Origin of the sequence: Knoellia pratensis (genome assembly GCF_042666395.1) — a bacterium.
Taxonomy (GTDB): Bacteria; Actinomycetota; Actinomycetes; order Actinomycetales; family Dermatophilaceae; genus Knoellia; species Knoellia pratensis.
Map to the genome: position 1 here is coordinate 104,530 of NZ_JBHTDJ010000002.1, position 19,695 is coordinate 124,224.

Genomic DNA, 19,695 nt, shown 5'->3' on the forward strand with positions numbered 1-19,695 from the left:
CGTCAACGTCAAGACCCGATCGCCAGACGAAGGACACCGATGTTCGAGCTCAGCCAGGACCACGAGGACTTCCGCAAGGTGGTCCGCGACTTCGCCGAGCGCGAGGTCGCACCGCACGTCGCGCAGTGGGACAAGGACCACCACTTCCCGGCAGACCTCGTCCCCAAGATGGGCGACCTCGGGCTCTTCGGCCTCGTCGTGCCCGAGGAGTTCGGCGGCAGCCTCGACCCCGAAGAGGGCGGGGCGTTCACGAGCCTCTGCGTCGCCATCGAGGAGCTCGGTCGCGTCGACCAGTCCATCGGCATCACCCTGTCGGCGGGCGTCGGCCTCGGCATCAACCCGATCCTCACCTATGGCACCGAGGAGCAGAAGCAGCGCTGGCTGCCCGACCTCGTCGCTGGTCGCGCGCTTGCCGGCTTCGGTCTCACGGAGCCTGACGCAGGCTCCGACGCCGGCGCCACCCGCACCAGGGCCGTCCGCGACGGCGACGAGTGGGTCGTCGACGGGGCCAAGGCGTTCATCACGAACTCCGGCACGGACATCACGTCGCTCGTCACCGTCACCGCCCGCACCGGCACGGACGACAAGGGCAACGCCCAGATCAGCGCGATCATGATCCCCTCTGGCACACCGGGATTCACCGTGGAGCCGGCCTACGACAAGCTCGGCTGGCACATCTCGGACACCCACGGACTGACCTTCCAGGGGTGCCGTGTCCCCGAGGCCAACCTCCTCGGCGAAGAGGGGCAGGGCTTCAAGCAGTTCCTCAAGACGCTTGACGACGGGCGCATCGCGATCTCGGCCCTGGCCGTCGGCATGGCTCAGGCGATGCTCGACCTCTCCACCGACTACGCGAAGACCCGCACGGCCTTCGGTCGCCCCATCGGCGCCAACCAGGGTGTCTCGTTCCAGATCGCCGACCTCGCCGTCTCGGTCGAGGCCGCCCGCCTCCTGACCTACAAGGCCGCGTGGCTCAAGGACGAGCTGGAGGCCGGTCGGCGCTCCGTCAAGGAGGTCAAGCAGGCCGCCTCGATCGCCAAGCTCTATTCGAGCGAGGCCGCCGTGACCGCGACCCGCATCGCCGTGCAGATCTTCGGCGGCAACGGCTTCATGGAGGAGTACCCCGTGGCCCGCTTCTATCGTGACGGCAAGATCCTCGAGATCGGCGAGGGCACGAGCGAGGTCCAGCGCATGCTCATCGCGCGCCACTTCGGCCTTCCGTCCTGATCCCGCACGCGCCTGACAGAGTGAGGAGTATGCCGGTGAGTGAGTCCGATCCCAAGGTTGCCGACGTTCGTCGTCGCCTGGAACTCGCGCACGCCGCCTCGGCGACCGCGCCCGAGAAGGCGGCCGCCAAGCTCGCCTCCCAGGGCAAGCTCTATGTCCGCGACCGCATCGCCCTGCTCATCGACGAGGGCAGCTTCATCGAGGACGGCCGCTACGCCAACGCCCTCTCCAAGGGGTTGCCCGCTGACGGCGTCGTCACCGGCCGCGGCACGGTCGATGACCGGCCCGTCATCGTCATTGCCAACGACCCGACGGTGAAGGCCGGGTCCTGGGGGGCGCTCACCGTCGAGAAGATCGTGCGCGCCACCGAAATGGCACTGCGCGAGGAACTGCCCATCTTCTGGTTCATCGACTCCGCCGGTGCCCGCATCACCGACCAGGTCGACATGTTCCCCGGTCGCCGCGGCGCGGGGCGCATCTTCCACAACCAGGTGGCACTCTCGGGCAAGGTCCCGCAGATCTGCTGCCTCTTCGGCCCGTCGGCTGCGGGCGGCGCCTACATCCCGAGCTTCACCGACCTGCTCATCATGGTCGAGGGCAACGCGTCCATGTATCTCGGCAGCCCTCGCATGGCCGAAATGGTTGTGGGAGAGAAGGTTTCGCTTGAGGACATGGGCGGGGCGCGGATGCACTGCACCGTCTCCGGTGTGGGCGACATCCTCGTCCAGAACGATGCCGAGGCCATCGAGATGGCCAAGCTCTACTTCTCCTACGTGCCGCAGAACTGGCAGTCGCCGACTCCGTCCTACGAGGCCGAGGCGCCGCTGGCACCGCTCACCCGTGTCTCCGTGCCCGAGCGCGAGAGCCAGCCGTTCGACGTCCATGACGTCATCGACGGACTGGTCGACGACGACAGCTTCTTCGAGATCAAGGCGCTGTTCGCGCCCGAGCTGGTCATCGGTCTGGGCCGCATGGACGGCGAGACCATCGGCATCGTCGCCAACAACTCGATGGTCAAGGGTGGCGTGCTCTTCACCGACAGCGCCGACAAGGCTGCTCGCTTCATCTGGCTGTGCGATGCCTACTCGATCCCGCTCATCTATCTCGCGGACGTGCCCGGCTTCATGATCGGCTCCGAGGTCGAGCGCGGCGGCATCATCCGCCACGGCGCCAAGATGGTGTCGGCAGTCTCCAGCGCCACGGTTCCGCAGTTCTGCGTCATCGTGCGCAAGGCCTACGGCGCCGGGCTCTATGCCATGGGCGGACCGGGGTTTGGTCCCGACGCGACGATCGCCCTGCCCACGGCACGCATCGCCGTCATGGGACCCGAGGCCGCCGTCAACGCCGTCTACGCCAACAAGATCGCCGAGGTCGAGGCCGCTGAGGGAGTGGAGGCTCGTGATGCCTTCGTCGCCGAGAAGCGGCGCGAGTACGAAGAGGACGTCGATCTCGAACGCCTCGCGTCAGACCTCGTCATCGACCAGATCACCGAGCCCGAGCACCTGCGCGACGAGCTGCTTCGGCGCCTGCGCTATGCCGCGCACCGGGACCGCTCCTTCGCGACCAAGCGACGCGGCATACCCCCCGTCTGAGTTCAGCCGCCGGCGATCGCGCGCAGCGCGGCCAAGTGCTTTGCGTATGCCGTCCGCCCGCGGCTCGTGAGCGACAGCCACGTTCGTGGCGAAGTCGTTCTCGTCGACCGTCGCGAGGGCCGCCACGATGCTGAACCGGGGCGTGACCCGTTGCAGGGCTCATCGCAGGGATCGCGGGCGTCGGCCGTAGAAGATCACGTGTCCGGCGGCCAGGGACGGCAGGGAGGTGACAGCGCCGACGATCGCGTGGACCCACCAGTGGTCGGGCTGGTCGCCGATACCGGCGATGCGGTTGTCGCCCTGGCGGACGTTCATCCAGATGATCGACGCGATCACGAGGAGCGCTGAGCCGACGACCCCCAGGTAGCCGATCTGGCGCGCCTTGCGCGGGAGCGTGTTGGCCGAGCGCCGTTGCCACGCAGCCAGGCTGAACAGTGTGACGACGTAGAGCGTGAGAAGTATCCCTTCACCCCAACCGCTCCCGTCGACGAGCCGGTAGGCCGCAACGTAGACGCCCACCAGGAGTCCGAAACCGGCGGTGGCGAGGCCGTGGATGCGGCGGTCGCGGTCCCCCCTGTCGTTGTCGATGGGGCAGCCCTAGGAAAGTACTTTCCAATCCGTCAAACAGGTTCTTTGGGAGTGCGGAGGGTGTGCCAAGGGACGCCGAGCTCGGCGAGCAGGTCGCGCAGCAGTGGCAGGGACACGCCGACGACGTTGGAGGGGTCGCCCTCGATCGCCCGGACGTAGGGCGCGCCGAGTCCGTCGAGGGTGAAGGCTCCGGCAACGTGCAGCGGCTCGCCGGTCGCGACGTAGGCCGCGATCTCGTCGTCGTCGATGTTCGCGAAGTGCACGGTCGTCGAGGCGGTGGCGCCGACGACACCACTCGTCCCGCCGTCGTCCGGGTCACGGTCATCGACCAGCCAATGGCCCGTGTGGAGCACTCCCGAACGGCCCCGCATGCGTTGCCACCTAGCGGTGGCCTCGGCCGCGTCGGCGGGCTTGCCGTGGATCTCCCCATCGAGTTCGAGCACCGAATCACAGCCCAGGACAAGGCATTCGGGCTCGTCGCCATCGGTTCGGGCGCGCACGACGTCCTCGGCCTTCGCCCGGGCGAGGAGGAGGGCGACGTCGGCGGGGGAGAGGGGTCCGTGGATCGCCTCGGCAGCCGCGAGGGCCGCGTTCTCGTCGACACTGCTCACCTGGACGGTGGGCTCGACCCCCGCCGAGCGCAGGGTCGCGAGTCGGGCGGGGGAGGCCGAGGCGAGGACGAGGGACGCGGGGCCCATCACCCCAACACCTCGTCCACGAAGCACCAGCGCCACGCCTCGCCCGGCTCGAGTGAACGCATCACAGGGTGCTGGCTCGCCGTGAAGTGCTTCGCGGCGTGCTGCCCCGGGGACGAGTCACAGCAGCCGACGTTGCCGCATGACACGCAGACCCGCAGGTGGACCCAGGTCATGCCTTCTCGCAGACAGTCCACGCAGCCCTCGGGGCTGGTGGGAACGGCGCAGTCGGGCAGGGAGGTGAGGTGGTCGCAACCCGGCGAAACCTGGTCCGGCGTGAGGAGTGGCGAGTCACGCAACCGGGCGGCTCGGTTCATGCTCCAGGTCAGGGCAGCCTCCTCCGCGTCGAGCTGGTTCATGACGCTGGACAGGATCTCGTGGTCGACATCGTCCTCGTCACGGATGCGGACCAGCTCGCGGCGCTCGGCGTCGAGCATGACCATGCGCAATCGCCGCCGAGTCTCCGTGGGCGGCTCCGACTCGCTCGGACCCAAGGTGCCAAGGCGCTCCCAGATGCGGTTGACTCGCAGCTCCGCGTTGTTGCGAAGTTCATGTGCCACAGCGGGATCGAGGTTTGGCTCATCATCGAGCGAGCGCAGACCGGCGCCCGTCGCGGCCTGCACGACGGTGGCTTCCTGAAGTGCGTCCTCACGCGGGTCCGGTCCTCGCACACCCAGGGCGCGGGCCAGCGCCGGAAGCGTCGAGGACTGCAGGCCCAAGGTTCCGACGGTGACGATGAGGGCGATGAGGATGAGCGTGGGGCGCTCCGGAGTATCCGGCGGGAGGGTGAGGGCGGCAGCCAGGGTGACCACGCCGCGCATGCCGGCCCAGGACGTGACGGCGATGCTGGCCGCCTTGCCCGGCACACGTTCTGCGCCCCCGAGTCGCGCGGAGATCCAGCTGAACGGGAACATCCACACCGGTCGCAGGACGAGCACGGCCACGAGCACGACGAGTCCGACGACGACGGCACGACCCAGCCTGATCTCGCTCGCCTGAACGTCGGCGACGGTGCTCGACAGTTGCAGCCCGATGAGGAGGAAGACGGTGTTCTCGAGGAGGAAGGTGATGCTGGCCCAGTTGACGCGTTCGCTGAGCCGCGAGGCAGCGGACTGCAGGACCAAGGACTTGTGCGCGAGCAGGAGTCCGGTGGTCACGACCGCGAGTACGCCGCTGGCGCCGAGCTGTTCGGCCGGCAGGTAGGACAGGAACGGCGCCGCGAACGACAGGGCCGTGTCGGACGTCGCTTCGTTGAGGTTCTTGCGAATGAGGCCGATGAGCATGAAGACGACCCAGCCAACGCCCACGCCGCCAACGACAGCGAGGCCAAAGTCGCGGGCCACGGAACCTATGGATACCGGCCCGTCAGAGGCGAATCCGTGATGCGACGTCGCGAGGCCGGCAGCGGCGATCGCGGTCCTCAGGGTCACGAGAGCGGTCGCGTCGTTGAGCAGCGACTCGCCCTCGAGAATTGTCGTGATCCGCCGGGGCAGTCCGATTCCGCGCGCCACAGCTGTGGCCGCCACGGCGTCCGGCGGGGCCACGATCGCGCCCAGTGCCACCGCCACGGTGAACGGCACTGCCGGAAGCAACCACCACGCGAGCAGCGCGACGCCGAACGTCGTGAAGAGCACGAGGCCGACCGACAAGCCAAGAATCGGCAGGCGATTGGCGCGGATGTCGACGAGGGAGGTGTTGAGCGCGGCGGCATACAACAGCGGTGGAAGCAGGCCGAGGAGAACGACGTCAGGGTCCAGCGAGACCTCCGGGATGAACGGCAGGACCGACGCGATGAGCCCGACAACCAGCAGGGCGATCGGAGCCGGCAGCCCGAACGGCGCGCTGAGGCGCGCCACGAGGATGACGGTCACGGCGATGGCGGCGAGCGTGAGGGCGAGGTTCACGCGCTCATTGTCGTGGATGGCTGATTGTGTGACGCAACCTACGTGACCGTAAGTCTTGCGACGTCGGTTACCCGCCGGTAGGTTCGGGCCACCGCGAAGTCTTCGTCCACTCGAACCAAAGGCTGACAATGACGTCACGCATGTTCCGTCGGGCCCTCGTCCCGCTCGCTGCCCTGGGCCTCGTGGCCGCGGTCGCCGCGCCCGCATCGGCTGGTCCCGACTCCGTCCCCGGCACTGCCGGCGCGACCACCGTCACCAACACCCCCGAGCCTCCGCGGCCGGCCTTCTACGAGCCGCCGACCTCGATCCCCGCCACGTCGGGGACGATCATCCGTACCGAGCCGGCCACCCTCTTCATCGACCCGTTGGGCCTGTCGAACTACAGCCTCACCGCCACCCGCCTCATGTACGCCTCGAAGGACCGGTTGGCTCGCCCGATCGCCGTCACCGGCACGATCTTCGAGCCGAAGGCGCCCTACCTCGGCGTCGGGTCACGCCCGCTCATCAGCTACGCGGTCGGCACCCAGGGTGTGGGCGACCGTTGCGCCCCGTCACGTCAGATGGCCGAGACGTTCACCGAGTACGAGCACTACCTGCTCCAGGGCTTCATCGCCCGCGGCTACGCGGTTGCCATCACCGACTACCAGGGCCTCGGCACCCCGGGCACGCACACCTACATGAACCGCGCGGTGCAGGGCCAGGCCGTTCTCGACATCGCCCGCGCAGCCCTCAATCGCCCGGGCACCACCCTCACGAGCACGACTCCGATTGGTCTGCACGGCTACTCACAGGGTGGCGGTGGCGCCGCATCCGCGGCCGAGCTCGCCAGCACCTACGCCCCAGAGCTCAGGATCAAGGGTGCTGTCACCGGAGCGGTCCCGGCAGACCTGACGAAGGTCGCTGCCAACCTCGAGAAGAGCCTCTACGCGGAGTTCCTCAACTACGCCCTCCTCGGGCTGTCCGCAGGCCACGGCGTCGACATCAACGCCTATCTCAACGACGCCGGCAGGGCCGTGACCAAGCGCACCGAGAACAGCTGCGTCTTCGACCTCGCAAACTCCGCCTTCCAGAACTCGGCCACCTTGACCAAGGACGGGCGACCCCTCACCGCCTACCTCGCCGAGGAGCCGTTCAAGGGGATCATGGCCGAGAACCGGATCGGCAACCGCAAGCCGGCCATGCCGGTGCTCGTCTCGCACTCGGTCCTCGATGACGTCATCCCCTACGCGGTCGGAAAGCAGCTCGCCAGGGACTGGTGTGGCCGCGGGGCCAACATCCGCTTTTCCACCAACGCCGTGCCGTTGCACGTCGGCGGCGCCGCGCCCTCGCTCGCCGAGAGCTTCGAGTTCTTCGAGGCGCGCTTCGCCGGGCTCCCGCAGCTCAACGGCTGCTGGGCGATCTGGTGACCCTTCGGGTCTGAACCACACGCAAGGTATGCCGGTCGCCCCAACCTCGGGCGACCGGCATACCTTGTGGTCTTGTCAGGCGCGCATGGCCTCCACCAACACATCGAGACCGACAGAGCCGACGTCGAGAGCGCGGCGGTGGAAGGCCTTGGGGTCGAACGAATCGCCCTCTCTTGCAGCGGTTTCGTCGCGCAGCTGCATCCAGATGCGCTCGCCGATCTTGTAGCTCGGAGCCTGGCCCGGCCAGCCGAGGTAGCGGTCGAGCTCGAAGCGCAGCGACGCCTCGGCATCGTTGTTGTGCGCGTTGAGGTAGGTCCACGCCTTGTCATAGGTCCACTCGCCACCCCCGACCTCGGCCGGAGCTTCGAAGCCGCAGTGGATGCCGATGTCGAGGACGACGCGGGCGGCGCGCAGCGACTGTGCATTGAGGAAGCCGAGGTAGTTGCCCGGGTCGTCCATGAAGCCGAGCTCGGTCATGAGCCGCTCCGCGTAGAGCGCCCACCCCTCGCCGTGCCCGCTGACCCAGCAGAGCATCCGGCGCCAGCGGTTGAGCAGCTCGGCGCGGTAGGTCGTCTGCGCCACCTGGAGGTGGTGGCCCGGGACGCCCTCGTGATAGACCGTGCTCAGCTCGGCCCAGGTCCCGAACGTCTCGACACCCTTGGGCACCGACCACCACATGCGGCCGGGGCGGGTGAAGTCCTCGCTCGGTCCGGTGTAGTAGATGCCGCCCGTGTGGGTCGGCGCGATCCGGCACTCGATGGTGCGCACCGGTTGCGGGATGTCGAAGTGGGTACCGTCGAGCAGGTCCATGACCTCGTCGGCCTTGGTCTGCATCCACCTCTGGAGAGCTTCGGTGCCTTCGAGCCGGTATGCCGGGTCCTCACCGAGCGCTGCGATCGCGTCCTTGACGCTCCCGCCGGGGACGATGCGGTCCGCTGTCCTGCGCATCTCGGCGTCGAGGCGGGCCGTCTCCTCCTGGCCCCATGCGTAGGTCTCCTCGAGGTCGACCGTCGCGCCGAGGAAGACGCGGCTCGCGAGCTGGTAGTGCTCGCGTCCGACGGCGTCCTCGGTGCGGGCCCGGGGGAGTAGCTCGTCGGCGAGGAAGGTCTTGAGGTCGGCGTAGGCGTCGGCGGCGCGCTGGGCTGCTGCGACAAGGTCGGCCTGCTGCGCTTCAGGCAGGGGCAGGTCACCGTCGGTGCGGGCATCGGCCGCGAACGTCGCGAAGAAGCCGTCGTCACCGACGAGGTCGTCGCACTGCGCGATGCAGGACTCGAACTGACGGCGCGCTGAGATGCGGGTGGGGTCTGCGTCGACCGAGGCGAGGAGCGAACTGCGCCACTGCTGCAGGGCTGTCGGGAGGGCGCCGAGGCGGCGGGTGATCGTCGCCCACTGCTCCTGCGTGGCGGTCGGCATGAGGTCGAAGACGTCACGCACCGACTGCATCGGTGAGGCGATGACATTGAGGTCGCACTGGTCGAGGCCCGCCTCGTGGAGGTCGAGGTCGAGCTGGAGCCTCTCGCGCATCGCGGCGATGGTGACGCGGTCGATGTCGTCGACCGGCTCGGCGGTGACGAGCTGGGCGAGGGTGGCGCGGGCGAGATCGGCGCGGGCGCGATAACCCTCGGGCGAGAAGTCGTCGAGCTCGTCCTGGCGCACGTCGACGCCGAGGTAGGTCGCCTCGATCGGGCTGTTCGCCATGACGGCGTCGAAGTGCCGCTCGGCGATGGCATCAACGGGCGTGGGAGAGCGGTGCGAAGTCGGCGAAGAGGTGGGCAGGCCGGAAGTGGGCACGGCAGCAGAGTCAGTCACCCGCCGCACGCTACCCGCGCGCCCCGTCCCGAACTCACCCAATTGAACGGTTGGGGACGACCTGGCGGGTGTGTCGTCCGCCCACCTCCCTTCCCGAACTCACCCAATTGGACGGTTGGGGACACTCAGGCGATCAGCCCACGGGGTTGGAACCAGCGCTGGTAGTCAAGACTCGTGGTGACCGGGCAGCCCCTCGCGCGCAGGGCCTGCCCCACTTCGCGAACGACGTCGTCAGGTTCGTCATAGAGGTTCTGCGCCCGGATGACGATGATGATCCATCCAGCGTCGCGCATCTCCTTGCGTCGCGCCTTGTCCTTGCGTCGTTGCTCGGGCTCGTCGTGCCACCGCCCGTCGTACTCGAGCGCCACCTTGAATTCGACCCACGCAAGGTCCAGCCGGTAGCGCTCGATGCCACCCACGAGGTAGGGGTGGTTGCACACGGGCTCGGGTAGCCCCGCCAAGACGACGAGCAGTCGCGACTGCGTCTCGGGCACGGACTCCGAACGCGCCCGCACCAACCGTGCGGCGGTGATCGCGGCCCGTCGCCCGTGCCCTTCCCACGCTTGCGCAGCCGCCACCAGGTCCTCGGGCGAGATGGCGTCTCGTGCCGCCAACCGGTCGCCGAAGCAGACGAGCCCAGCGAGGTCGAGACGCACCGCGAGGTGGATGAACGTCATCGCCGGCCCGGTGACAGGAAGGCCGTGCCGATACCAGCGCTCCATCGCGTAGGTGAATCGATGGGTGCGCAGGCCATCTCCCAGCGAGCGGACGTCGCGGCTGTAGGCGATGTTCACGTCGCTGCTCCGGGGCCACGACGGCACCCACAGCTGGCCAGCGGTCTCGTGGCTGAGGAGGCCTCCTTCGGGTGCACGCAAGATGGCAGCTCGGCCGCGCACGACGAGAGAGTCAGGCACCACTGCGCTGACGTGCACTCCACGGAAGATCTGTCGGTATGCCGGCCCCGTCAGTTCCCGCTTCGTCATGCCTGCCGTGCGCGCCCACTCAGTCAGGAAGGGGCGGAAGGGATCGAAATCGGACATCGCCCTACTTTGACGGCTCCGTGGGAATTCGAGTTCGAGATATCCACAGGCCCACCTAGGCTGCAGCACATGACAGCTCGCGTGCATTCGGTCAACGTCGGCCGCCCGACGGTGGGGATCATCAAGCGCCCCACCGGGATCGACAAGCGCGCGACTGACGAGGTCGTCGTCTTCGACCCAGGGCCCAAGGGCACTGGTGCGAGCGGAGTCGAAGGCGATGCGGTCGTCAATCTGAAGCACCACGGCGGATCAACGCAGGCGGTGTATGCCGTCGCCCGCGAGGAACTGGACTGGTGGTCGACCGATCTTGGTCGTGAACTTGAGCCCGGCGCCTTCGGTGAGAACCTCACCACCGCGGGCTTCGACGTCGACTCCTCGGTCGTCGGCGAGCAGTGGCGCATCGGTGGCTCTGTTGTCCTGACAGTGACCTCACCTCGCATCCCCTGCGCCACCTTTGCGGCGCACATGGGCGTTCCGGGATGGATGAAGGCATTCACTGCCCGCGGTCGAACCGGCGCCTACTTGGCGGTCACCCAGGCCGGGATCATTCGACCCGAGGACGAGATCCAGGTGGCGTGGCGCCCCGCTCACGGCGTCACGGTGCCTGCCGTCTTCCGAGCCTGGATGGGTGATCGAGAGGTCGCCCGCGAGGTTCTTGCCGCACAGGCACTGACGGCAGCTGACCACGAAGAGTTGACGGGGAAGCTGGAGCGCTGGGAGCGGTAAGCGAGCGGGCGGCATACGTGCCGGCGTGTTGTGTCCCCAACCGTCCTATTGGGTGGGTTAGGGGCGGAGGGAGCGCTGCCAGGTACCTGCCGAGCGCGGGCCCGGGGAGACCGGGCGGCGCACCAGGCCAGCGGGTGCTGACCACGCCGAGGTGCGGCGGGCCGGCGCTACCTCGACGGCGCCACCTGACGCTGCCGACAGGACAGCGACGAGGGCCGCGACCTGTTCGGGGGTGGCGTCGCCGATGACCTCGATCGCCTGCTGGGCCATGTTCGACTCGTCCATCACAGCGGGATGTTTCCGTGCTTCTTGGGCGGGAGGGTCTCGCGCTTGGTGCGCAGCGCCCGCAGCGCCTTCGTGACGTTCATGCGCGTGTTCGACGGCGTGATGACGGTGTCGATGTAGCCCCGCTCGGCCGCCACGTAGGGGTTGGCGAGCGTGTCCTCGTACTCCGCGATGAACGACTGGCGGGCCGCGTCGACGTCCTCGCCGCGCTCGGCGGCCGCGGCCAGCTGCTTGCGGTAGAGGATGTTGACCGCGCCCTGTGCACCCATGACGGCGATCTGGGCGGTCGGCCACGCGAGGTTGATGTCGGCGCCGAGGTGCTTGGACCCCATGACGTCGTAGGCGCCGCCATAGGCCTTGCGCGTGATCACCGTGACCAAGGGGACGGTCGCCTCGGCATACGCATAGATGAGCTTGGCGCCTCGGCGGATGATGCCGTCCCACTCCTGGTCGGTCCCGGGCAGGAACCCGGGCACGTCGACCAGAGTCAGGATCGGCACGTTGAACGCGTCGCACGTCCGGACAAAGCGGGCAGCCTTCTCTGACGCGTCGATGTCCAGGGTCCCCGCGAACTGCATCGGGTTGTTGGCCACGATGCCGATCGAGCGGCCCTCGATGCGGGCGAACCCGATCACCATGTTGGGCGCGAAGAGCGGCGCCACCTCGAGAAAGTCGGCGTCGTCGACGAGCGCCTCGATGACCTGGTGCATGTCATAGGGCTGGTTGGGGCTGTCCGGGATGATCGTGTCGAGGAAGCGGTCCTCGTCGCTCACCTCGAGGGACAGCTCGCCGTCCTCGAACGACGGCGGCTCCTCCATGTTGTTGGAGGGCAGGTAGGACAGGAGCGACTTGACGTACTCAATGGCGTCTTCCTCGTCGGTGCCCATGTAGTGCGCGACACCGGACTTGGAGTTGTGCGTCCGCGCTCCACCGAGCTCCTCGAAGCCCACGTCCTCACCCGTGACGGTCTTGATGACGTCGGGTCCGGTGATGAACATGTGCGAGGTCTGGTCGACCATGACGGTGAAGTCGGTGACGGCGGGGGAGTAGACAGCTCCACCGGCACACGGGCCCATGATCAGCGAGATCTGCGGGATGACACCGGACGCGTGGACGTTGCGGCGGAAGATCTCGCCATAGAGCCCGAGCGAGGCCACGCCTTCCTGGATGCGCGCACCTCCCGAGTCGTTGAGCCCGACCACCGGGCAGCCGACCTTCATCGCGAAGTCCATGACCTTGGTGATCTTCTCGCCGAAGACCTCACCAAGCGACCCGCCGAAGACCGTGAAGTCCTGCGCAAAGACCGCCACGGTCCGGCCGTCGACCGTGCCGTAGCCCGTGACGACACCGTCGCCGTAGGGCCGGTTCGCGTCCTGGCCGAACGCCACCGAACGGTGTCGGGCGTACTTGTCCATCTCGACGAAGGAGCCCTCGTCGAGGAGCAGGTCGAGGCGCTCGCGGGCGGTCTTCTTGCCGCGGGCGTGCTGCTTCTCGACGGCACGCTCGGACCCGGCGTGGGCCACTTCGCCGACGCGTCGCTTGAGGTCGGCGAGCTTGCCGGCAGTGGTGTGGATGTCGATGCCCGTGTCCGCTGCGGGGAGGTCGGTTCCGCCGGTGGGCTGGGTGTCCGTCTGAGCCATGGGGGCGACTCTAGCCTTGACCTCGTGACCCCACCTGCTGCCGCTCAGTCGATGAATGCGTCCCTCATCACACCCGGCCCTCCGTGGCTGCCGGTGGAGGTGCACGAGTCCGTCGATTCCACCAACGCCGAGCTCGCCCGCGACCCCAGACCCTGGCGGGTCGTCACCGCCGAGGAGCAACGCAACGGACGGGGTCGTCTCGACCGGGCATGGACGACCACTCCCGGCACGAGCATCGCCGCGAGCGTCCTCGTGCCCCGTCCTGCCACCGCTCCGCTGGGTTGGGTCCCGCTCGTCGTCGGCCTCGCCCTGCGCGACGCCCTCACCGAGGTCAGCGGCGTCGAGATCAGCCTCAAGTGGCCCAACGACCTCCTCGTCCCCGCCGACGACGACCGCAAGCTCGCGGGCATCCTCGCCGAACTCACCCCCGCCGGCGTCGTCATCGGCACCGGCGTCAACATCGACCAGGAGCGTGCCGACCTCCCCGTCGACCGGGCCACCTCGCTCCGTCTCGCCGGCGTACCGGGAGTGAGCCGCGAGAGCGTGCTCACGGCATACCTTCGTTCTCTCGCAACACTTTTGACTCAACTGGACGACGATGCGTATGCCGTCCGCACTGCTTACGCTGCCGCGTGCGGCACGCTCGGGCGCACCGTCGCCGCGCACCTTCCGAAGGGTGAGGTGCACGGAGTCGCGACCGAGATCGATGCAGACGGCAGACTGTGCCTGAGCACGGACAACGGTCCGTATGCCGTGGCGGCGGGTGACGTCGTCCACGTCCGATGAGCGGAGGCTGCAGGTGAGCGACATCCCGCGCGACCTCGAGGCCGAAATCGCGGAGCGACTCCTCGGGCGCCCGGCCACGATGGGACGACGCGAGATCAGCCGCGAGGCATCGGTGTCGGTGCAGTCCGCGCGCAAGTTCTGGCATGCCCTCGGCTTCCAGATCGTCGATGACGAAGATCTCATGTTCACCGAGGCCGATCTCGATGCGCTGCGTCGAGTCGCCGATCTCGCGCGCGACAATGATCTCGACGAGGACCTCGCGCTCGCGATGGCGCGTGCCTTTGCCCGCACCTCCGACCGCCTTGCCGTGTGGCAGACCCAGCTCGTGGCGGAGTACCTCACGCCGCCCGAGCAGGAAGCCGAGATCGGCGAGAAGGACGCGCGTTCCGTGCCCGACCGCGGTGTGGCGGAGGCCGCGGCGACCGCGCTCGTCGACATCGTCGACCAGCTCGAACCACTCATGGTCTACGTGTGGCGTCGCCACCTCACCTCCGCGATCACGCGCATGCTCGCCGACGCGCGCGACACCGACCACGACCCGAGCGCGCCCCTGCGGGTCGTCGGGTTCGCCGACCTCGTGAACTTCACCTCGCTCGTGCGCCGGATGACCGAGCGTCAGCTCGGGACTCTCGTGCAGCGGTTCGAGGAGCTCGCCAGCGACGTCGTCACGACTCACGGAGGACGCATCATCAAGACCGTGGGCGACGAGGTGCTCTTCGTCCATGTCGACGCCGATGCCGCAGCCGCGATCGGTCTCGACCTCGTCGACGCCATGGGGGAGGACCCGCTCCTGCCCGACGTGCGGGTCGGCATGGCCTACGGCAAGGTCATCAGCCGACTGGGCGACGTCTTCGGGACGACGGTCAACCGCGCGAGCCGCCTCACGGCCGTCACCCCACCCGGTCGGGTCTTCGTCGACGACGAGGTGGCGCGCTCCCTCAGCACCCTCTCGGGCTTCTCGATGATCGAGCAGCGCCGTCGCCATCTGCGCGGGATCGGGACCATCACGCCCTTCGAACTGGCGCGTTCCAAAGGGGCGCGACGCGACCGTCCGTGGGATCAGCACGCGTGAATCACCTTGCGACGACTAGCATCGCGGCATGACTCGTGTGCTGCTCGCCGAAGACGACCCGGCGATCTCAGAGCCCCTGGCCCGAGCACTGCGCCGCGAGGGGTACGAAGTGGAGGTCCGGGCGGACGGGCGCGAGGCGCTCGAAGCGGCCCGTGAGAACCCGGATCTCGTCGTCCTCGACCTCGGCCTGCCCACCATGGACGGTCTCGAGGTCTGTCGCCGCCTGCGCGGCGAGGGCCACACCGTCCCCGTCCTGGTGCTCACGGCGCGCGCCGACGAGGTCGACACCGTTGTCGGGCTCGACGCCGGTGCCGACGACTACGTCACCAAGCCATTCCGGTTGGCCGAGCTGTTGGCGCGTGCGCGGGCCCTGCTCCGCCGAGGCATCCCCGAGGTGGTCCCGACCGGGCTGGTCGACATCCGAGTCGACGCCGAGTCGCGCCGCGTCTTCCTCCACGACGAGGAGATCCAGCTGACCGCCAAGGAGTACGAGCTCCTGCGCGTCCTCGCCCGCAACCAAGGCAAGGTCATCTCCCGCGAGCAGCTCATGCGCGACGTGTGGGAGACCGCGTGGTACGGCTCGACCAAGACCCTCGACATGCACATCTCCGTCCTGCGCAAGAAGCTCGGCGACGACGCGATGCAGCCGCGCTACATCACGACGATCCGTGGCGTCGGTTTCCGGTTCGACCCTGCAGGGGAATGACTTCGCATGCGTCGGCTCCTGCTGAGGTCAACACTGGCGGCGGTCGGCGCCGCCCTCGCGCTCCTCGGGGTGCCGCTCTTCGCCCTCGGAATCATCCTGGCGATCGCGCCCGCCGAGACGCGGACCCGCCTCGTCGAGCGCACGTCCGGGCTGCAGGGCGTGGTCATCGTGTCGAGCGTCGTCCTCGCCCTGGTCCTGCTCGGCCTCGGGGCCGGTTGGTTCGTGGCGCAACGCCGGGCGAGGCTCCTCGGTGACCCGCTCACTGCGCTCGCCGACCGAGCCGAACGGCTGGGCGCGGGGGAGTCCCGCTTCCTGCCGCTCGACTCCGGGATCGGTGAGCTGGACCGCATCAGCGACGTCCTGTCACGCACTGCCACCCAGGTGACGCGCAACCTCGCCGCCGAACGCGACTTCGCTGCGGACGCCTCCCACCAGCTCCGCACGCCGCTCACGGCGCTGCTCATGCGGCTCGACGAGATCGCGTCCACGGACGACCTCGCCGTCGTGCAGGAGGAGGCCCAGGTCGCCATCGCGCAGGTGGACCGGCTCAGCAAGGTGGTGGACGACCTCATGGGCCGCACCCGCGTGAGCGACCCGACCCGTCCCAGCGTCTCGTTGGACGCGGTGCTCGCCTCGCTCCAGCGCGAGTGGCAGCCAGCATTCGCAGCGTCGAAGCGGAGCATGCGCATCCACGGTGAGCGCGGCCTGCGGGTCCGGGCCACCCCCATGGCCCTGGGTCAGATCGTCTCGACGCTCATCGAGAACGCCCTCGCGCACGGGCGCGGCACCGTCGACATCGCCGCTCGTCGCGCCGGACCGTCGGTGGTCATCGAACTGGGAGACGAGGGCACCGGGGTGGCCCCGACGATCGCGCCGCACATCTTCGAGCGCTCGGTCTCGTCGTCGGGATCGGGCCTTGGGCTGACCCTGGCCCGCGACCTCGCCGAGGACAACGGCGGGCGGCTCGAACTGGTGAGCGCGCAGCCCGCGGTCTTCGCCGTCTTCCTCTCGGAAGCCGACGACTGACCGTCAGGCCTGGTCGTCGGCGCGGCTCTTGAGGTCGGCCAAGGGGGACTGGTCGACGTCGATCGGCTCCCCGGCGAACACGAACCGCCGATAGGCCCAGAATCGGAAGAGGGTGCCCAGCCCGATCCCGACGACCTTCGCCACGTTGTCGGCCGTGAGCGATCCGTACCCGAGGACGTAGTTGGAGAAGGCCACCGCTGCGGCCTGGATGAGCAGGGCGACACCGTTGGTGCCGGCGAACAGCGCGGCCTCGTGGTGGGCTGGCCGGTTGCGTCGGTGGCGGAAGGTCCAGGCACGGTTGCCGACCCACGCGAATGCCGTGGCAATCGAGGCCGAGATGATGACCGCCGCCGTCGGCTTGTCGTCGAGGATCGTGTGTCGCAACAGGTTGAAGCTGCCCATGTCGATGACGAAGGCGACCACGCCGATGACGCCGAACTTGATGACCTCGCGATAGAGCACATCCACGGCTCCGCGCAGGCGAGCGATCAGGCCCTTGGCAGGCGTCGTGGACGTCACCGGGCGAGCGTAACGGTTGAGGCTGACCTGTCACGACGCCGCCCGAGAAGCAGGGCACCGACTCCGAGGATCAACCACAGTCCCAGCGCACCCGCCGCGATGGCAGCGCCCAGACGCATGCCTGGTGGGCGATAACTGCACTCCACCGTGCCGCCACGCGAGGACAAGCCCACCGACAAGAGGCCCTGGAACGAGTTGGGGGTCGCGTCGCTCACCGGCCCCGAGCAGGACCAGCCCGGGACGAGGGGCACCGAGAGGACGGCACTGCGCGCAGACGTGGAGGGGGCCACCGCGAAGCCGATGGAGTGGCCGGTCGTGGCGACATCGGTCGCCGCCGTGGACTGCAGCGACGTGATCGCCGATTCCAGGGCCCCGGGGCGCAGGCAACCGACCGGTGCCTGCGTGAGGCGCGTCTGGGGCGTGATCATGGTGACGTCGACATCGAACCGTCCATCCGTTCCGACGCTTCCCAGGAAGGCCAGCGGCAGGGCCGTGTAGACGCCGGGCCGCTTGGCGATGGCCTTGAGTGCCAGGCGGCGGGCTCCGTCGACGGTGAAGGTCCCGACGAGCGCAGGGGAGTAGAGGTACGCGTCACTCCCGGGCTGGCACTGGACGCTCATGGTGAAGCGGCCCGGCGCTGTGGAGGTGCTCCGTGCGGTGTAGCCACGCCGGTTCCGCGCGACGGTGGCTCCTTCCGCGGTGAACGTCGGGACGGGAAGGTCGTAGAGGGCGGCTCCGAGTGCTCGTTCGTGGGCTCCCCAGACGGACGGCAACGTTGAAGGTCGTGGTGTGGGTGGGCGGACCGTGACCAGCGGGGCGGCGTCCTGGGTCCTCATCGACAGCGGGGTCGGCTGCCCCGCCGTGTCGGTCGCGACCACGTGGTTCCGGACGGCAAAGAGGGCGTCCGTCACGGGGGTGACGGGGTCGACCAGGGCGCGGCCGTAGGAGCTGTAACCCCATCCGAGCCCGATGTGGAGCTGCGTGATGGCGAATTGGATCGTGCTCGTGTAGAACTCACTGCCCTCTCCACCGACGAGCATGGGGTCGTTGACCGACATCGTCGAGCCCGGGCTGGTGCGGAACTGCGGCCATTGGTCATGGGTCTGCACGAGTTCACGAACCGCGGCGCGGAGCTCGAGCGTCATCGGTTTGGCACTCAGGACCTCGCTTCGGCGGGAGTCGATCGCCACCTGTGACAGGGTCGACTCGGCGACCGTCATGACGAGCAGAAGCCCGATGACGAAGGACGCCGGCGCGAGCCTCGAGAGGCGCCCCGACCGTCCTGCGGGTGGCGGTGGGGTCGCGTTGGTGGACTGCCGGGCCCACAGGAGCGCAATGAGGAGCAGGCCAGCAGCAGCGACCGGAGTCGTGAGCGGTGTGGTGTCGCGCAGGTCATGGACCCACCAGAGCAGTGCAGCGACCACCGCGCAGCAAGCCAGGACAACTCTGCGGCTCACGCCGACGGACAGGGACATCCAGCCGACGATGACGATGAAGCCACACGCGATGAAGGACTGCCGATAGGGGTTGCCGTTCGGTGAGTCGAAGGCGTGCCACACCAGGTGAGTGCTCGGCAGCTGCATCGACCCCAGGATGAGGACGAGTCCCAGGGGGAGAACCACGCGTTCCACGATCCGCAGCCGTGAGTTGGCGATGGTCGTCAACGCCATCACCAGCATGAGGCTGCCGACGGCGATGGCGGGGGTGTCGGCCACGCCCCCGGTCGCGGGCAGCAGGCGCGCCAGGAAGATGTCCCACGGCGCCGCGACGAAGTCCACCTTGGGGCTCGGGGTGGCGTTCTGGACAAGGCGGTACACGGGCACGAGGAGGGGAGCGGCGAGAGCGATGCCGAGCACGAAGACCGCCCCGGTCCGCACCAGACCTGCGAGGCGTTGCCTCCAAGGCGTCTCCGACACGGTGAGGACCCGAAGCACGACGAAGGCGGCAGCCCCGATCGTGGCCATGTAGACGGTGTAGAAGTGCGAGGTCCAAGCGAGTGCGACGAGCGGCGGGCCAGCGACCCACTGTCGCCAGGTGCCACGCTCCATCACCCAGTCGGCGAGCAGACACAGAGCGGGGAAGGCCACCATGCCGTTGAGCCAGATGGTCATGTATGCCGTTTCAACGGGCCAGGCGGCCGTTCCGTAGGCAACGCCGCCCACCACGGCGAGCGCCGCCGGCGCGCTCGGGCGCAGCCGGCGGAGCAAAAGGGTCATGAAGGCGGCACCCAGCCCCAGGGCCGCCACATAGATGGCGAAGAGGGACAGGTCGATCCGGTCGCGGGGGAACAGCAGGACGAGCCACGACAAGGTCGTGCCGACGTAGGCCAGGGAGTCGCCGAGCACGGGCACCCCGTGGCCGCTCTGCCAACTGAACAGCAGGTCCCCGTGGGCGTTCCCGGTGATCACGTCCCGGGCATAGGTGAGCATCGGGACGTATTGCTCGCCGAGGTCATTGGTGTTGCGGGTCCTGGTTCCAAAGGGATAGGTGCCCCTGACCCAACCGGCGATGCACGCGGTGACGACGCTCAGCAGTGCCGCAGCGAGAGGGGCGGCGAGCACGGTGGCCCATCTGCGAGGCCGAGAGGGCTCCTTGTGCGGCACAGCGAGAGCGGTGACCGCCCCGTCTGCCGTGTCTGCCATCGAACCCCCTGTGCCTGTGCCGCGAGGCCACA

Annotated in this window: 17 protein-coding genes; 8 read left to right on the top strand and 9 right to left on the bottom strand. The window is 68.6% G+C overall.

Annotated features, from left to right (window positions below):
* The first annotated feature begins 39 nt into the window (after positions 1 to 39).
* Entirely contained in the window at positions 40 to 1,227 is a 1,188-nt protein-coding gene (locus ACFQRE_RS07620; RefSeq protein WP_380120705.1) for an acyl-CoA dehydrogenase family protein, read from the top strand.
* Positions 1,228 to 1,256: 29 nt separating this feature from the next.
* A complete protein-coding gene (locus ACFQRE_RS07625; RefSeq protein WP_380120707.1) occupies positions 1,257 to 2,819 on the top strand; it encodes an acyl-CoA carboxylase subunit beta in 1,563 nt (520 codons plus the stop codon).
* A gap of 159 nt (positions 2,820 to 2,978) precedes the next feature.
* Here ACFQRE_RS07625 and ACFQRE_RS07630 read toward each other — a convergent pair whose 3' ends face one another.
* The 3 genes from ACFQRE_RS07630 to ACFQRE_RS07640 all read right to left on the bottom strand — a co-directional run bounded on the left by ACFQRE_RS07630 (position 2,979) and on the right by ACFQRE_RS07640 (position 6,006).
* Positions 2,979 to 3,338 (bottom strand): hypothetical protein, encoded by a 360-nt coding sequence (locus ACFQRE_RS07630; protein ID WP_380120709.1) that lies wholly within the window; start codon positions 3,336 to 3,338, stop codon positions 2,979 to 2,981.
* A gap of 101 nt (positions 3,339 to 3,439) precedes the next feature.
* On the bottom strand, positions 3,440 to 4,105 hold the full coding sequence (locus ACFQRE_RS07635) for a Maf family protein (RefSeq protein ID WP_380120711.1): 666 nt from the start codon (positions 4,103 to 4,105) through the stop codon (positions 3,440 to 3,442).
* Positions 4,105 to 6,006 carry a Na+/H+ antiporter gene (locus ACFQRE_RS07640; RefSeq protein ID WP_380120713.1) on the bottom strand — a complete coding sequence of 634 codons (1,902 nt, stop codon included), beginning with the start codon at positions 6,004 to 6,006 and terminating at the stop codon, positions 4,105 to 4,107. The genes ACFQRE_RS07635 and ACFQRE_RS07640 overlap by 1 nt, the downstream gene beginning before the upstream one ends.
* Before the next feature lie 128 nt (positions 6,007 to 6,134).
* Between ACFQRE_RS07640 and ACFQRE_RS07645 the strand changes: the two genes are divergently transcribed.
* Positions 6,135 to 7,412, top strand: a complete 1,278-nt coding sequence (locus tag ACFQRE_RS07645) for a lipase family protein (RefSeq protein WP_380120715.1) — start codon at positions 6,135 to 6,137, stop codon at positions 7,410 to 7,412.
* 75 nt (positions 7,413 to 7,487) lie between these two features.
* Here ACFQRE_RS07645 and ACFQRE_RS07650 read toward each other — a convergent pair whose 3' ends face one another.
* Entirely contained in the window at positions 7,488 to 9,221 is a 1,734-nt protein-coding gene (locus ACFQRE_RS07650) for a DUF885 domain-containing protein (RefSeq protein WP_380120717.1), read from the bottom strand.
* Between the two features lie 125 nt (positions 9,222 to 9,346).
* Complete coding sequence (locus ACFQRE_RS07655) at positions 9,347 to 10,261, bottom strand: endonuclease domain-containing protein (RefSeq protein WP_380120719.1); 915 nt, start codon at positions 10,259 to 10,261, stop codon at positions 9,347 to 9,349.
* Between the two features lie 69 nt (positions 10,262 to 10,330).
* On the opposite strand from ACFQRE_RS07655, the gene ACFQRE_RS07660 reads away from it, so the two are divergent.
* Positions 10,331 to 10,987 carry an MOSC domain-containing protein gene (locus ACFQRE_RS07660; RefSeq protein ID WP_380120721.1) on the top strand — a complete coding sequence of 219 codons (657 nt, stop codon included), beginning with the start codon at positions 10,331 to 10,333 and terminating at the stop codon, positions 10,985 to 10,987.
* 57 nt (positions 10,988 to 11,044) lie between these two features.
* Here the strand turns inward: ACFQRE_RS07660 and ACFQRE_RS07665 are convergent, their stop codons facing one another.
* Positions 11,045 to 11,257: an acyl-CoA carboxylase epsilon subunit gene (locus ACFQRE_RS07665; protein WP_380120724.1), complete on the bottom strand. Its 213-nt coding sequence runs from the start codon at positions 11,255 to 11,257 to the stop codon at positions 11,045 to 11,047.
* 14 nt (positions 11,258 to 11,271) lie between these two features.
* On the bottom strand, positions 11,272 to 12,912 hold the full coding sequence (locus ACFQRE_RS07670) for an acyl-CoA carboxylase subunit beta (protein WP_380120726.1): 1,641 nt from the start codon (positions 12,910 to 12,912) through the stop codon (positions 11,272 to 11,274).
* Positions 12,913 to 12,936: 24 nt separating this feature from the next.
* On the opposite strand from ACFQRE_RS07670, the gene ACFQRE_RS07675 reads away from it, so the two are divergent.
* Genes ACFQRE_RS07675 through ACFQRE_RS07690 form a run of 4 tightly spaced genes read left to right on the top strand, consistent with a single transcriptional unit; the run spans position 12,937 to position 16,502 of the window.
* Complete coding sequence (locus ACFQRE_RS07675) at positions 12,937 to 13,698, top strand: biotin--[acetyl-CoA-carboxylase] ligase (protein WP_380120729.1); 762 nt, start codon at positions 12,937 to 12,939, stop codon at positions 13,696 to 13,698.
* A 13-nt stretch (positions 13,699 to 13,711) separates the two neighbouring features.
* Positions 13,712 to 14,770 (top strand): adenylate/guanylate cyclase domain-containing protein, encoded by a 1,059-nt coding sequence (locus tag ACFQRE_RS07680; protein WP_380120731.1) that lies wholly within the window; start codon positions 13,712 to 13,714, stop codon positions 14,768 to 14,770.
* 28 nt (positions 14,771 to 14,798) lie between these two features.
* Complete coding sequence (locus ACFQRE_RS07685; RefSeq protein ID WP_380120734.1) at positions 14,799 to 15,476, top strand: response regulator transcription factor; 678 nt, start codon at positions 14,799 to 14,801, stop codon at positions 15,474 to 15,476.
* 6 nt (positions 15,477 to 15,482) lie between these two features.
* Positions 15,483 to 16,502: a sensor histidine kinase gene (locus ACFQRE_RS07690; protein WP_380120736.1), complete on the top strand. Its 1,020-nt coding sequence runs from the start codon at positions 15,483 to 15,485 to the stop codon at positions 16,500 to 16,502.
* A gap of 3 nt (positions 16,503 to 16,505) precedes the next feature.
* Here the strand turns inward: ACFQRE_RS07690 and ACFQRE_RS07695 are convergent, their stop codons facing one another.
* On the bottom strand, positions 16,506 to 17,021 hold the full coding sequence (locus ACFQRE_RS07695; RefSeq protein WP_380120739.1) for a GtrA family protein: 516 nt from the start codon (positions 17,019 to 17,021) through the stop codon (positions 16,506 to 16,508).
* Positions 17,018 to 19,663, bottom strand: a complete 2,646-nt coding sequence (locus tag ACFQRE_RS07700) for a YfhO family protein (RefSeq protein WP_380120741.1) — start codon at positions 19,661 to 19,663, stop codon at positions 17,018 to 17,020. Before ACFQRE_RS07700 ends, ACFQRE_RS07695 begins: the two co-directional genes overlap by 4 nt.
* Positions 19,664 to 19,695 lie beyond the last annotated feature (32 nt).